At 39.2% G+C, this 16,285-nt stretch carries 6 protein-coding genes; 2 read left to right on the forward strand and 4 right to left on the reverse strand.

What is annotated here, in order from left to right:
- Positions 1–69 precede the first annotated feature (69 nt).
- Positions 70–1,785: a T9SS type A sorting domain-containing protein gene (locus ACRD7B_RS05010; protein WP_430823379.1), complete on the reverse strand. Its 1,716-nt coding sequence runs from the start codon at positions 1,783–1,785 to the stop codon at positions 70–72.
- Positions 1,786–2,042: 257 nt separating this feature from the next.
- Here ACRD7B_RS05010 and ACRD7B_RS05015 point away from each other — a divergent pair, with 257 nt between their 5' ends.
- Both ACRD7B_RS05015 and ACRD7B_RS05020 read left to right on the forward strand, forming a co-directional pair.
- Complete coding sequence (locus ACRD7B_RS05015; protein WP_430823380.1) at positions 2,043–6,023, forward strand: sulfatase-like hydrolase/transferase; 3,981 nt, start codon at positions 2,043–2,045, stop codon at positions 6,021–6,023.
- A gap of 15 nt (positions 6,024–6,038) precedes the next feature.
- On the forward strand, positions 6,039–7,706 hold the full coding sequence (locus tag ACRD7B_RS05020) for a sulfatase-like hydrolase/transferase (protein WP_430823381.1): 1,668 nt from the start codon (positions 6,039–6,041) through the stop codon (positions 7,704–7,706).
- Between the two features lie 130 nt (positions 7,707–7,836).
- Here ACRD7B_RS05020 and ACRD7B_RS05025 read toward each other — a convergent pair whose 3' ends face one another.
- The 3 genes from ACRD7B_RS05025 to ACRD7B_RS05035 form a co-directional block, all read right to left on the reverse strand.
- Positions 7,837–12,561 (reverse strand): glycosyl hydrolase, encoded by a 4,725-nt coding sequence (locus ACRD7B_RS05025; RefSeq protein ID WP_430823382.1) that lies wholly within the window; start codon positions 12,559–12,561, stop codon positions 7,837–7,839.
- Between the two features lie 95 nt (positions 12,562–12,656).
- A complete protein-coding gene (locus tag ACRD7B_RS05030; RefSeq protein WP_430823383.1) occupies positions 12,657–14,690 on the reverse strand; it encodes a T9SS type A sorting domain-containing protein in 2,034 nt (677 codons plus the stop codon).
- 133 nt (positions 14,691–14,823) lie between these two features.
- Positions 14,824–16,122: a T9SS type A sorting domain-containing protein gene (locus ACRD7B_RS05035; protein WP_430823384.1), complete on the reverse strand. Its 1,299-nt coding sequence runs from the start codon at positions 16,120–16,122 to the stop codon at positions 14,824–14,826.
- Positions 16,123–16,285 lie beyond the last annotated feature (163 nt).

A 16,285-nucleotide genomic window follows, 5' to 3' on the forward strand; every position in this document is an offset into this window, starting at 1 on the left:
TTAAATAATAAAATACCTCTGCAATTTTTACATCACAAAGGTATTTTCACCTCAAACCAAAACTTCTAACTATTTCTTTGTAAACTTCTTAATTACTTTTTCACCATTTACCTCAAGAGCAGCAATGTAAATGCCATTTGGTAAATGTGCTACATCTACTCCGTCAACTAATTCCATTACGTCTAACACCTTTTGGCCAGATAAGCTATAAATCTCAACTTTACTTACAAGATCAGAAGAATCGATGTATAACATTGATTTAACAGGATTAGGATATATCGAAAGCCCACTTAAATTATCATTAATAGCTGTCGCATTATCAACAGTAATTATTACAGTATAAAACAATTTTGCCCCATTTTCTGCTTCTACCCTTACACTAACTTTGCCACTGCCTGAAGAAACATCGGCGTTTCCATCAGCAATCTCAACGGCAACTTCTTCACCATTAACATCAGTTACTTGTCTTATTGTAACAGTTGCTTTCTCATTGTCTGTAGCAGTTGCTGAAAAATTAACCACAGTAGTACCATTTGGAACTGTTAATGTATAATCGTGAACACCAGAACTAAATCCAGGAACCAAAGTTCCTAAAGAACTAGTTAAACTACTCAAAGTAGCATCATCATTTCCTTTTAAAAGTTTTATATAGTCTATCTCAACTGTGCCAGCATTTACCGGATCAGCCAACTTAGCCGGCCCCATAATAAGGAAGGATGCGATATTGCCATTCCAATATTCATGTCCACCTAATAAAACTCTGTAAGTTTTAAATTCAGTATCATTAGCAGTGGTATTAGGAATTATATTACTTCTTTGATTGCCATCAGGATCAACAAAGACAAACTTCAATGGAGCCTCACTATCAACATCATAGATAGTGTTATTTTTCAATCTAACTTCAAAGATATCAAACTCATCACCCATAACGCCAAGTTTATCATGTTGAAATCTCGGCCAGTTGCCCGTCATTGTCATAACTGCCGAGCCATTAACAACCTCTATATCACAATTGGTGTAAGCTTCCCAACCTTCCAGATCACCATTAGTATTAAAGTTCCATTCATAAGTAAATCCTGGTATCTTTGTGAACGTAGCACTTATGCTTTTATCACCATCCATGGTTAAAGTAGTCGGGTTTGTCGTACCGCTTAAGTCTCCTCCCCAGCTTGTAAACTCATATCCTAAATAGGGCACTGCCGTAATTGTTTGTACAGAATTCTGTGGCAAATCATCACTGGCAGGTGTGATTGTACCCGCTCCTGTTATAGTTTTACTTAAATTATAGGTAGCTCTGGTGCCAAAAAATAAATCATCAGCAACAAAGGTTTGAGATACACCAGCTCCTAAATCACTATTTGACTGCAATATAAATTTATCAATATTCAAAGCTGCATCTAAGGAAACTGTTGTAGTAAAAAACTCCCAACTGTCACTAGCTTCAAATGCAGTTCCATTAACGGTTTTAGTAGACCCATCTTTAAATTTCACCTTAAACTTGGCTAATTCTCCAATTGTACCTTTTGCCCAAAACGACAATTCGTAATCTCCTATAGCAACCTGCGTGGTCCCATCTGTAATATACTGAGCACCTTTATTTATAGCAGCAACTACCTCATAAGCGTTCGTTGACCCATTATTACCTGGCGATACAATCTGACGACTATCAGCTCCACTATTAGTCCAACCATCAGCCCCTCCTTCAAAATCAAAATTAGGTACGAAGTTTTGTCCATTCATATTTAGTGACAACACAACGATAAGTAGAGTAAAAAGTTTTTTCATAATACTTAAGATTTAAAAATTAGTTTAAGCCAATATATGAGCTTATATCAAAAGGCTTGGTGGTATAATCGTTCTGCTAGGGTAGAAGAATCATTCAAGCACCCTAACACATTAATATTCAGCACAAACAAACAAAGTCATTGTAAATCGTAAAAACTAATACGAACGATTACTAAACCATAGTAGAACGATAGTAGCGACACCTACTACCTTGCGAAACAATACTTTTACAACCATAATCTATTTGTAAAAAGTCTATGCAAAAACGTTTACTCATTTTAAGCACATTAATTACTATAAGTATCTCCATATTAGGACAAGGGGATAATGGGCGACAATTTTTCCATGATAAATGGGAGGCTAAGACTTATAGTATTCCGAGTGAAAACACTGTACAAACGCTTAATACTAGTGCGACTCCGGATGCCACCATTTCGTTCAATACTGAAAACAAACTGAATAAAGTACTTCCCCAGCATCTTGGCGTAAACACTACGTTTAGAAATGGGAACGACCAACTGGATCGCACATCCTTATATACAAATGCTGGAATTGGCTCCATGCGTTTTCCGGCAGGAAGCGGATCAAACAAATACTTTTATGATGGTACTATTCCGGATGAGTTTCGCATTGAAATGACTGGAATAAACGGTCAGAATTCTAATTACATGACACTAGAGCTCTTTGTTGACTTTATTGGAGATGCAGGAAGCGAGGCAACCGTAGTTGTTAATTACTTCTATGCTCGATATGGAATCACCACTGAAGGTACCAGGGAAGCACGCGTGCAACAGGCGGCTGATTATGCGGCTGGTTTTGTTCATCGTATGAATATAGAGTTAAACGCCAACATCACTTATTGGGAAATTGGAAACGAATGTTACGGTGCATGGGAAGAAGGTTTTGAAATAGATGGAGAAGTAACTACTGGTAAAGAATATGGCGAAGATTTCAGAGTATTTGCAGAAGCCATGAAAGCTGTTGATCCTGACATTAAAGTGGGTGCCGTAGTTACTCGCGAAGATGACGATTGGAACAGCACCTTATTACCAGAAGTAAAAGACCACGCGGACTTTTTAGTGGTTCATAATTATTTTACCACTGTAAAAGATGCCACAGCAGAAAACATATTAGGCAGCGTTGGTCAGGTAGAAACGATTCATACCACGCTTGGCAATTGTATCGAAAAATATACTGACAAAACACGGGATCACTTTCCGGTAGCCATGACGGAATTTAATTCTCGTGGCCCTTTAAACTGTACCATGGTTAATGGCTTATTCGTTTCGCAAGTAATTGGCGAAATAATAAAGAATGGCTATGGCATGGCCGACTTATGGGTATCGGAATGGAACTGGAACGAAACCGATCAGGAAAGCAAAGGCTTTCTGGCTCGCAGCGATCCGGATCAGGTGGACTACTCACCTCGCCAAAGCTATATACCGTTTCAATATTACAACAGATGCTTTGGTGATGAACTGATAGAATCAGCAAGCAACAAAAGTGATATAAAGGTTTATGCCTCCACATTTTCAAGTGGTGAGCTGGGCTTAGTGGTTGTGAATACTTCAGCTAATAGTCAAAGTGTAAACCTTGATTTATCAAGCATCGGAACCAATATCAATCAAGCTGAAGTCTGGTGGTACGAACTACATGGTAATTCAATTACTGCGGGCGATAAAAAGTTCTACATCAATAATCAAAGTGGTACAACACAAGGCGGTGGCCCCGATGATTTCATGACGATTCATCCATATTATGCCAACATCGAAACAAATAGCATATTCGAAACGAAAGCCTATAGCGTTAATTACATTGTATTAAAAACCAATGAAGCTCCATTGCCTCCGCAGATAGAACAATCAGGGGCAACTATAAGTATAAGTTCTGAAACCACAGGTGCTAGCATTTATTATACAGTGGATGGATCTGAGCCTACAAACAGTTCTACCTTGTACGAAAACCCTTTTAATGCACCTCCTGGCGCAACGATAAAAGCCATAAGCAGCAAAGATGGAAACAACAGTTCTGTTACCACTTTTAAACCACAATTCAATGTATTATTTATCGCTATTGACGATTTAAAGCCGGTACTTAATTGCTATGGCGAATCACAAATTATTTCACCTAACATTGATCGTTTGGCCAATCAAGGAATGGTATTTACAAAGGCCTATTGTCAATGGGCAGTATGTGGCCCATCGCGCGCCAGTGTAATGTCGGGACAAACACCAGATGGGACAGGCATTCGTAATTTAAGTAGTTTACTGAGAGAAGAAAATTCTGAGATTGTAACGCTTCCTGAATACTTTCTGAACAAGGGTTATGGTACAGCCGCTTGTGGTAAGATATATGATCCACGTAATGTGGATGATAGTCACGATAGTTTCTCATGGACCATTCCCTATACCGATCCAGGTGATTATACCTATCCTGACGAATATCCACCTTTTGTACAAGGTAGCGCCTACCGTGTGACGGCTAATACTGCTACTGAAGAAGGTCCTGAAGGTATAGATGATGATGGTTATCAGGATGGACAAATAGCGCTTGATGCATTAAATAAGATGGATCAACTGCAACAAAACGGAGCACCATTTTTTCTAGCCGTTGGTTTCAAAAAACCACATATTCCATTTATTGCCCCAAAGAAATATTGGGATATGTATGATCGAAGCACTTTAAATTTGGCTCCTTTTCAGAAAATAGCAGAGGGAAGCCCGGAATACGCCTATCATACTCCTGAACCTCTTGGATACGATGACATTCCTGATCCATGGGAATATGATGATGTCGATCTGGGTGATAATATACTTGAATTAGAACATCAAAGACGATTAATACATGGCTATTATGCATCAGTTTCTTACATTGATGCGCAGGTAGGTAAGCTACTTGACAAACTTGATGCAATGGGGCAAGCCGATAATACGATCATTGTTTTGTATGGCGATCATGGATACCACCTTGGTGATCACAACCAATGGGGAAAACATACTCAATTTGAAAACTCAGTACGTGCACCTTTAATTATATCATCACCAGGTATGAATAGCGGCACTAATGCTACTCCTGTTGAATTTACGGACATATACCCAACACTTTGTGATTTAGCTGGTTTAGAAGTTCCAAGCAATAAACTACAAGGCATTTCACTAGCACCCGCATTAAGAGGAGAAAGTATAAACAAAACATGTGCCGTATCTGAATATCGCGCTGGTGGGGGGGCTGCCTATTCATTCCGTACTGATCGCTATAGACTCAGTCTCTGGCTGAATGGTTCCAATGACCGACCAGACCTTATCGAATGGGATGCATCTAAAATTAAAGCCATTGAACTCTACGACTATGATGTGGATCCTTTGGAAACAAAAAATCTTGCAGCGGACAGTAATTATGAACAAGTGGTCAATGATTTAACAGCAATGGCTGCCAACTGGTGGGGTGAGCAATATGCTTTCTTTAATAATAATGAAATTCAGCCCATTGAGATTCCGTACATCGAACACTTCGAGAACTATAATGTCGGAGATAGTTTTAGCGGTGACTTTTGGCTGCACGAAAACTCCATTTGGGATCGCCTATGGAAAAGTACTTATGTTGGTAACTTTTCAGCCGAAGTAATCGATGACAGTGCCAATGATGGGAATAATGTTCTTAAAGTCAAGTTCACACCTTTAGCAACTGAACAAGGAGGTAGCTTAATTAAGCTCAGAACCATTGACATGAGTGAGTTTGAGGAAAGTACTTATAGAGTGACTTATAAAGCCAGAACCTCAGCCTTGGGTACCAATACTGTTAAAATTGGAGCAGACATAAGCAGCGATAATTGGCATACTCTAAATGAGGACTACCAATATTTTTATGATACAGTTAACCTAAGCAATGGAAAGCTATTTATCTACTTCAACAATATGGAGCTAACATCGGGAACTGAATACGAAGTTATAATTGATGACCTTAAAATATCATATGCAGAGCCAACCGATATAGATGATAGCATAGACGACATTGAAATGATACATCAGGTTTATCCAAATCCAAGTGATGGTGTGATTCATCTAATCTCAGATTATCCCATAGAAAAATCAAGAGTCTATAGTATTGATGGTATCTTGCTAGTTGAGTGCAATAAGGAACACAAGCAATTAAATATCCATGAGTTCAGCAAGGGTTTATACATCCTTGAACTGTGGAGTAATAATATAAAAACCAGTCACCGTATTATTAAAAAATAAGCTAAACAAGCAAGTATGAAACGATTGCTACATATTACAAAACTTTACCTGATTCTATTATCACTTTCTATGTCGATAATAGCACAGGAAAAGTACAATATATTGTGGCTTAGCTGTGAAGATATCGGGCCTATTATGAGTTGTTATGGAGCTGAAGGTATTGAAACTCCAAATATTGATCGTTTGGCGGAGGAAGGTATTCTATTTTCAAAAGCCTATTCAACCGTTGGCGTTTGTGCACCTAGTCGATCATCGATTATTACGGGCATGTACCCTATTAGTATTGGAAGTCATAACATGCGCACAGGAAACCATTGGGGCTATCATTCGCCTGAAGAAGAAAGTTATAAGGACTACATTGAAGTGAAGGATAAAACGGGAAGAAATGTACCACAATACTCTGTTGTTCCTCCAAGCTATGTAAAGTGCTTTACTGAATACCTGAGAGAGGCCAACTATTTTTGTACTAATAATGCCAAATGCGACTATCAATTTAACTGCCCTATTACGGCCTGGGATGAAGTTGGCAATAAGGCTCACTATAAGAATAGAAACGATAATCAGCCCTTCTTTGCAGTCTTTAACCATGGCATCACCCATGAATCGCAAATTTGGAAAAAGAAAGATGAAGCCTTAACAGTGGACACTTCAAATGTGCCTATTCCAGCCTATTTTGCCAATACAACTCAAGTACGTCAAGATGTCGGTCGAAAATACTCAAACATTCAGGAGCTGGATGCTCAAATTGGAGATTGGTATAAGAAACTCGAAGAAGAAAACTTATTGGATAAAACCATCATCTTCTTTTGGAGCGATCATGGAGGACCCTTACTACGCCAAAAACGAGCCCTTAGCAACTCTGGCCTTCATGTACCCTTAATTGTAAGAATGCCTAATAAAGCAATGGCTGGCACCATAGTCGACGATATCGTTTCACTGATGGATCTTGGCCCAACGGCACTTTCGATGGCTGGGATTAAGCCTCCTACTTACATGCACGGAAAGGCATTTCTGGGAGAATACAAGGATAACAAAGGACATAGATACGCCTTTGGCAGTGCAGATCGCTTTGACGAACATACCGACATGAGTCGTTCCGTTATAGATGGTCGCTATGTATACATACGTAACTTCATGCCTGAGCTGCCCCTTACCTATCGTTTGCGTTACCGCGAACAAATTGACATGACAAAAGAGTTGCTTGCTCTTAATAAAGAGAATAAACTAAGTGGCGATGCAGCCTACATATTCATGCCAACAAAGCCACTTGAAGAGTTATACGATCTGAAGCATGATCCAGACGAAGTTAATAATCTGGCAAATGATCCAAAGCATCGTGAAAAATTAATTGAATTACGTACAGCACTCGCAGCATGGCAATTGGAAGTTGGTGATATGGGTTTCATCCCTGAGCATGATCTGGTTCAGATGATGTGGCCGGGAGGCATTCAACCCATGACTGAAACAGTGCAATTTAATCCACAGCGAAAAGGTAAACTAGAGATGCTTTGCGCAACTAAAGGGGCCTCAATTGCGTATCAAAAAGGAGACGAAATAGGTAGTGAGCGTTGGTCATTATATCACGAAGCAATTACAATAGAAAAAAATGAAAAAGTACAAGCCAGAGCAGTGCGCTTAGGTTATGCTACTTCTAAGGTATCAAAATACAATTCCGCAAGATAGAGTCCAATTTGTTTTGCAAACTTTGGTGCCCGGGGAGATTTCCTCGGGCATTTTTTATAAAAAAAATATTATAAGAGGATGCCCAAAACTTTGGACACCCTCTTTACATTACCCCCCCAATAAACTATCTTTATTTTTTAATAATCTTTAATGGTGCTTGTCCGTCAATTAAGACAAAGTAAATTCCCGCCGGATAAGCCCTCATATCGTATTGATATTGCTTTGAATCTGCTTCAATTACATCTATCGCAACACCTTTCATATCAAACACTTTTACTACACTGTTTTCACTTGGTAATTCAATGTTTAAAAAGGAAGTAACCGGATTTGGATAAGGTGCTTTCAATGCATTGTTATTAGTTCCAATGTTAGTAGGCACACAATTATCTCCTACGGTATACGAAAATACTTTAGTCACCGATAAGCCACCTGCATAGGCGAATTTACAAGCCAATTGTAGCACAGCACCTGGCGTTTGATTACTTAATGTTGTAGTAAACACACCATTCGAATTCGACATGCCCGATTCAACAAAACCATTGGTATAATTCCATAAATAGGCAACCTGACCATCTTTGATATCCAATAGCTCAAAGCTGATGTTAACATCATTACCTGAGGTCGAGAAGGCATAATTATACCCTATGTCAAAAGCCCCTTGCGATGCCTCAGAAGAAGTTCCGGAGCAGGCATTATTAGTGCTTTCTGTTGTTGTGGCATTCAACACAATCGGATTATTGGCTGCATCATTACCCGAATTATCTGAAGCGGTAACAGAAAATGAATAAGAGGTTTCAGGATTTAGAGCCGTAATTTTATAGCTGGTTTCTTCACCAGAAATACCGGTTGTGGTTTTTGTGATGCCATTATAGCTAATTTTATAGAGCAAAGCTCCCGAATTATCAGTAGCATTCAATAGAATTTCCACGCTCGACTGTGTGACTTCTCCTACAGATGCTGTAAATGCAGTAGGAGCTTCATTATCCGGTTGGCAATTATCACCAACCACATACTGGATGTATTTAGTAACCGCAAGGCCTCCGGCAAAAGCAAATTTACATGCCACACTAATGGTCGATCCTATCGGCTGACCAGCAAGGACTGTTGAGAATGTTTTACCCTCAACATGATTCATCGCTGTCTCTGAAAATGGATTTTCATTAAATAAATAGGCGACCACACCATCTTTATCATCTTGTAGCTCGAAGGTAACAGTCACATCGGTACCTACTGTTTCAAACTCATAATTATAACCAACACTAAATGAACCTTCACGAGCTTCACTTGAATTACCTGTGCAAGATCGCACTTCTTCAAACGACATATTGATGGCCTGTGATTCACCAATAGCGCCTCCATCATCAATGGCCTTAGCTGATAAAGCGTAGTCTCCAGCTGTGCTGGTCCATTCAATAGCAAATGGAGCAGTATCATCTGAATCGATCAGTACATCGTTTTGATAAAAGTCTACACCTTGAATGGTTCCATCCAAATCACTGGCACTGGCTGCTATGGTGATTTCTTCTCCCTCTTTATAGCTTGCCCCTTCTTCAGGGGAAGTGAGTGACACGGTTGGAACAATGTTGGCCGTACTACTAACTATTACCAATACCTCATCACTTGCCGTTCGCATATCAACATTAGTTACCTCAAGCTTAAAGCGATAGACTCCTTCAAGCAATCCACTTAAGGAAGGCTGAGCTATGGTATTATCATCATAAGTCACCAATGAGGGTCCATAAATTTGTGTCCATTGATAAGTTAAAGCTTGTCCAGTCGATTCGCTACTTCCTGTAGCATCTAAAGTTGCTGTAGACAATGGCCAAAGCACTTTTACATTAGCTCCTGCTGAAGCTGTTGGATAAGAATAGGGCAGATCACCTGTACGGGTGAAAGTCATTTTACCAAAGTTAAATTCCCCGGCAGAAAACTCCACTCTTAACACATGTTCACCCTCAGTTAAAGCAATATCCTGAACCGTCTTTGTTGCCCACACATCCCAACTAGTTGTTGATGTTGAAGGCACGCTAATATTCGAAACGATTTCTTCATTATCCACCACCAAAGAAAATGGTCCACCTCCATTGACATTGCCTGAAGCATAACGAAAGGCCATTGAGTATAAGCCAGACTCCGTTACATCAATAGTGTATTCAGTCCATTCGCCAGTGGCAATATGACTTATGAATTTACCTTCTGAATTATCGGATGTAGCATCTACATTTTCATCTGTTCTATAATCACCAGCATTACCTGCTGAAACATCCACATATGAAATACCTTGTCCCTGACCGCCTTCATATTTATCGTAGTTACCTGCATCAATCACCCCTGGCAAGGCAAAGGCAGTTCCTAAATATGGAACTTGTTCACCCACCTGTACATCAACTGTATTGCTCACAATAAAATCCTCACCAACATATACTTTTGCATACATGCCATGTACTCCAAGGCTTAAGTTATCAGCTTTAAAGGTATAAGGTGCATCAGCCTTTGTTCCGATAAAAGTGCTGCCGTCGTAAAAATCCACCTTCGTGATACCCGCACCTGTGGTTTCAACTAATAAGTTAACACTGCCATTGGCATAAGCTCGTGTAAAATCGGAACTTAATACACCGGTAGCATCTATATCTTTACTTGTAGCCATGGCATTAGCTGGCACATCCAAAGTATATCCATCAGAGAAAGTTACGCTTATGGGGGCATTTGTATAGTTATGTGCCACATAGGTCTTGTCGCCATCCTTATCAAACACCACAGCAATCGGATAATCGGCCGTAATACCTGTATTGACGGTACCCATCGCATTCATATTGTGCAACCAATGGTAGGTTTGCGCATCCGAAATACCAAACTTCAAATTTCTATCCGGGTTAGAATTATACAAATCAATGGCTCCTTGCGGATCAATAAAGGCCTGATACTCCCACATCACATCATGCCACAGATTTGGGTTTTCTTCATTGCTTAATATGCCTGTATTAGCTTTTATTTCGTTCCATAATTTTTCGACATAAGCGGTATTGTGCCCTAGGTAGAGTGATCCACCATGGATGGGATACATTTCAATACCGTAGGAGGCTGCAATATCAGCCGTCCAGAAGGTTCCATTATCGTATGAATTACCCCAAACACGAGAAACCAAACTGTATTGTTGTTCAGGCTTGAAATTGCGCTCATACATATCAAACCAATATTCTTCAATAGCCGACTGCTCGGTTGTATACAAATGTATTCCTAGGTCACGTATCTCATCATTCCCAGTAATGCTTCCCCAATGGATTAGTGAAGAGTTAAACTGCATACTTTCCGAGGTTGACTCCTGGTCATTTCCCTGAGGGAAGCTGGCAAAACCATTTGCCCAGCAATGTCCGGCATAGGGACTAAAATTCCTTAGGAAAGGAAAAGTATCATCATTCCTGTTAGGTGAAGCTGCATCTCTAACCAACAGATTAACCATATCGCCCCATTGAGCTGCCCATCCTGGCTCAAACTGTTCCATAAAGGCGGCAGCATGAATAAAGTAACCCCAATGGAAGTGATGATCATTCAGGTTGCCATCCTGACCATGACCGGCAGGATAGCCAATCATTGCCGACCAATCAGAGTTATAATAGAAGAGAAAAGCTACTTCCCCACTTTGATAAGTCAACCAATCTTCCAATCGTTCTTTTACGGTCGCAATCATTTTGTCACGAGCCTCAGTGTTGCCCATCTGATCGGCAATACGAGCCGTTTGTATTAATCGATTCATCACCTGACCTTCGTTATAAGAATCTGTCCAGGTTGCTAAAGCATCATTTTCAATCTGAGAGATTTTAGAAGCTAGTTCAGCAGGACTAAAACCATCGCTGTAATTAGCTAGATAAGGCATAGTAGGTAAGATGCCCTTATAGGTATATTCAACAGCAAATGTATTTCCTGCCAAGGTTTTAAGCTCTCCTCTAACCGATTCATAGCTGTATTGATTTGGCAGTGCTGATGATACAGCCAAATTAGCCCACTGATGAGGAAGTAAGCCCAAGAGAACATCTGTATCTGTTCCTTCTTTTACATCGGTACTTACGATAAAGGTAGTTGTTGTTTTTGAGGTACTTTCGTCGAAAGACCAATTGGCAGTAGTGTTTGTAGGAAACACATAGGCATATTGTTTATATTCTTCAGCTACAGTGGTAACATTTGCTGCACTCAAGGGAAGCATGGCCATCGACCAGTAGTTTTGTCCATTAAGTGTTGAAGTATAAGTATCACCGGCTTGACTCCATGTACTGCCAACTGGTGCATAAACCACAAAATCGGCACTGTAATGGGCGTCTTCAATAATGAGCATTTCGTTGGAGATGGTAGCCGTACCCTTATTCACATTAACTTGAGCAAGCTCAGCATCCGCCTTATCAAAATAGATAAAAGGCATACCTATTCCGGCTGTGGCCTGAAAATCGCCACTGTTCCAGTCAAGGGTCACTGTCCAATCAGAATGATCGGCTACTGTTGCTCTACTTGCATTTAAGCCTGAAACACCAACTTCAATCGGATCGTAGGCATCCCACACTCCCCATGGAATATAACTGACTACTAAACCAGCATTGGTGGTTTTTAAGGCCATTGGATAATTAAACATATTACCCGCATGATTTTCCAATAACACTTTTGAATACCAGTCGTTAGTTGGAATTGGTTTTCCCAAAGCATTGCCACTTACTTGTGGTGTTCCGGCCGGATAACTGTTTCTTCCTGCTATATCGGTTCCAGGAAAAGAGGTAGTATAACTACCATCACCAACAGGAATGGTTTGTGCCTGACTTCCAAACATCATCATATTTAGCAATACGGCAATAATTAAGAACTTTTTCATAAGATTGGATTTTAAACGGCCAGACATTTTGCTGCATAACCGATACGTGTAAAAACAAGAGGACAAAATGCCCACTCTTTTCTTGGATTCAGATGTTATTTTTTAATCAGCTTAGATGTAATCCCATTGGCAGATATAAAATATACACCTTTAGCTAAATCGGCTACATTAATTCTTCCACCCGAAATGTAAACTTTCTTAAGCAAGCTTCCTGAGGCTCCGTAAATTTCAACTAAAGTACCATCTTCTAGACCTTCAATCGTTAGTATATCAAGTACCGGATTAGGATATAGCTTTAGGCTTTCAGTCTTCACATCATCAATAGCAGTTGGTGTACCCTTATGGAAGTAAATGTTATCTAAGTAAATAATAGACTTACCTGAACCAACAAATTTAAGGTGTAGTATGTCGCTCATCGACAAACCTTGTATCGTAAAGCTCGATAGAGGTATATCATAACTATTCCACTGATTTTGATTGATTGGTGAAAAATTGAAGGCTCTTTCTCCAGTTGATTCACTAATCGGTGAAATACTCAAAGATGTTTCATTTGGTGTCCATAAATCAACATGTAAGTAGGTCATATCTGAAGCATCTACTTTACTTCCTATTTCTATACCTTGATAATTGAAGTTTTCATACATCAATACTTCGTTTCCTCCAACCTGAACGGAGTAAAACCAGGTATTCTGGTTCCACCAAGGATTAAAATTAGTATTGAGAATTGTTACATAAACATCACTAAAAACAGAAATGACATCCGAAGCATTACGACTTGGCGGTGTTGGTGATGAAACTGCTGGTTCGGCATAGCCCACCCCCGTGCTTTGAATGATTTCAAGAGGATTATTGGCTGCAGAGTTTCCAGCTAAATCGTTTGCTGTAAGAGAAAAAGTAAATTCGGTATCGGAAGGCAAACGTGTAAACTCATATGATTTTTGAACGCCTGAAACAGCGCCTATTGTTGTAGTCATTCCGCCAACAGTAATGGTATATTCAATGGCTCCCGAATTATCTGTAGCATTTAGTATTAATTCAATACTATTATAAGTTACATTACCTACAGAAGCAGTAAACGCTGTTGGGTTTTCAGTGTCTAATGTGGCATTATCATCGTAGAAATACAAGTTGTCGATATAAACAGTATTGCCACCGGCGCCAATAAATTTAAACTGGTATAAATCGGCTAAATTAAAGTTTTGACTAACTAAATCTGATAATCTTATATCGTAACTATTCCATGTATTTTGAGTAAGCGGTGTAAGGCTAGCTTTGCGTTCGCCCGATCGTGTAATTGGATAAATATCCAATGTTGTTTCATTGGCAGTCCAGACATCAATGTGTAAGAATTTCATGCCAGCTGCATTGACTTCTTCTAATAATTCGAAACCATGAAAATTCAATGTGCGCAGTTTAACCATTTCGTTGCCTTGCACTTCTACTATACTTCCTACTGTAGTTTGGTAAGGATCCCACCAAGGATTAAAATTGGTTCCATCCAGGGTATTAAAAGCCTCACTAAAGATGGAAATTACTTTTGAAGAATGATATGATGGAGGTGTTGGTGCCGGGGTTGTTGGCGCAACATCATCCACTTGTACCAGAGTGATGTCATCAATTAGAAACGTAAAATTGGCCGAACCATCTCCATTGGTTCCATTGTCGAAAATCAAAACAATTTTACGATAGTTGTTTGCCGTATTTATACCATTAAAGTCGAAGCTTAATTCTTCCCATTCGTTTGCCTTTGTCGTTTCAACTTCTTTACTAAAATTAATGTCAGCATCATTTGCATTTTCCACTTTCAAAAACACCTTAGCGCCTATTCGAGGAGAAAACACTTTCACTTTAAATGTGTTGCCGCTATTGAAATCAATATTATTATCAAGAGTGATGTAACTACCTCCCCAGATTTCCCAATCGTTTTTAACCATTTGAGCCACCTTGTTGCTCGTATTTATTCCACTTTTTTGAGTATTATCCTCAATTGTTAATACACCCCCATCAAAATTGGTAATATCGTTGGTACCTGATTCAAAAGTTAAGGGTAGGTCGGCTGCTTCCGTATATAAAAAGCAAGTAAATACAAAAGCTAAAAATAGCTGAATAGTTTTCAATTTAGACAACATAGAATTTTAGTTTTCAGAGTAGATAATAATACCAGATCAAGTCTGATTTTAATAAATGAACTAAGTAGATTTGTGATAAGTGAAAAAAATAGGGGACGATAAATGTCCCCTATATATAAATTACAGATTGTAATTATTTCTTAATAATTTTTGAAGTGGCTCCATTAACTGAAACAAAATAAACGCCCTGCGCTAATTCTGCTACATTTACTGAACCAGCTGACACTTGTACTTTCTTAACCAAGTTACCTGTAGCACCATAAATCTCAACTACAGTACCTTCATCCTGTCCTTGAATATTTAAAACATCAGTTACTGGATTAGGGTAGATAGAAAGTTTTTCAATTTTAGCGTCGCCAATGGCTGTAGGAGTACCATTATAGAAATACAAGTTATCGATATATACCGTTCCTTCAGCTGTTCCATCAATAGAACCTAATAGAACCTGAATTTGACCTAAATTAGCAGTTCCAGTTAGGCCTGTAAAATCTGATATGGCAAAATCATGACCTACCCAAGTTTCCGCTGTTTGTTTTGATCCTGTTTTCACTTCAAACTCGGAATCATCAACATTTGGATACTCATCTAAATCATCAGCTCCAAAATCTTGAAATTTAACACCAAACTCACCACTTACAGGCATCCATGTGTCGATATGCATATGTGTATAAGCGGATAAATCTATTGTAGAAGCTAAGGTGATAGCTTGGAAATTTAGAGCCGTATATTTCTTAGTGGCATTACCGCTAATATCAAAATCTTCAACACTACCTGATCCCCAACCTTGTGTCCAACTAGCAGGGGCATTAGCGGTGTAAGTATCACTGAATAAAGAATAAACATTAGCTTGTAAATGACTTGGAGCTGATGCAGCCGAAGTTGGTTCGTTTTCAGGCGCTGCATCTACACCATCTGGCACCTGAATGTTATCGAAATAAACAATGTTTTCCTGTGCTCTTGCTGTAAAGTCCGGAATAATAACAAGCTTATTGTATGATTGTCCTTCAACACCACTAAAATCAAAAGTTAATTCTTCCCATTCATTGATTAATGTGTTGGCGACCTTAATTTCTGTTGCCGGGTCCGCTCCTTCTACTTTAAATCCAACATCACTTACCACCGTTTTATATACCATCATCTTAACAGTTGAGTTGGTATTATCAAACGTAAACTCGCCATCACCAGTTGTGATACATAAAGCCCAAGCAGCACCTGTTTGTCTCGCAATAAATTTAGCTACCGTCGCGCTGGTATTAACTCCACCACTAACTGGGTTTGCAATAAATTCCATTGGTGGATTATCATCGTTCTGATCCATGATCCATGTCCAATCCGCACCGACACCAGTAGGTTCAAAATCGATAGTGTGCGTACTTTGTGCAAATGCATTGGCTGTTAATAAAACCATTAATCCTAGTAAAAATTTCTTCATGATAGTTGTTTTTAGATTTATATAACTGTAATGATTTAAGCTTTTTAAATCATCGTTAACAAATCTATCCATACCGCTGATTTTAGGCTATTTTTCAACCACACTAACACTTACTTCACACCTCATTTTTACTACGTTTTCCAAGCTTAAAGCGCTCATATTT

Origin of the sequence: Carboxylicivirga fragile (genome assembly GCF_050589805.1) — a bacterium.
Taxonomy (GTDB): domain Bacteria; phylum Bacteroidota; class Bacteroidia; order Bacteroidales; family Marinilabiliaceae; genus Carboxylicivirga; species Carboxylicivirga fragile.

What these genes read in the sequence shown, in the direction of transcription:
- ACRD7B_RS05010 (WP_430823379.1), bottom strand. Translation starts at nt 1,785, where the DNA reads ATGAAAAAACTTTTTACTCTACTTATCGTTGTGTTGTCACTAAATATG.
- ACRD7B_RS05015 (WP_430823380.1), top strand. Translation starts at nt 2,043, where the DNA reads ATGCAAAAACGTTTACTCATTTTAAGCACATTAATTACTATAAGTATC.
- ACRD7B_RS05020 (WP_430823381.1), top strand. Translation starts at nt 6,039, where the DNA reads ATGAAACGATTGCTACATATTACAAAACTTTACCTGATTCTATTATCA.
- ACRD7B_RS05025 (WP_430823382.1), bottom strand. Translation starts at nt 12,561, where the DNA reads ATGAAAAAGTTCTTAATTATTGCCGTATTGCTAAATATGATGATGTTT.
- ACRD7B_RS05030 (WP_430823383.1), bottom strand. Translation starts at nt 14,690, where the DNA reads ATGTTGTCTAAATTGAAAACTATTCAGCTATTTTTAGCTTTTGTATTT.
- ACRD7B_RS05035 (WP_430823384.1), bottom strand. Translation starts at nt 16,122, where the DNA reads ATGAAGAAATTTTTACTAGGATTAATGGTTTTATTAACAGCCAATGCA.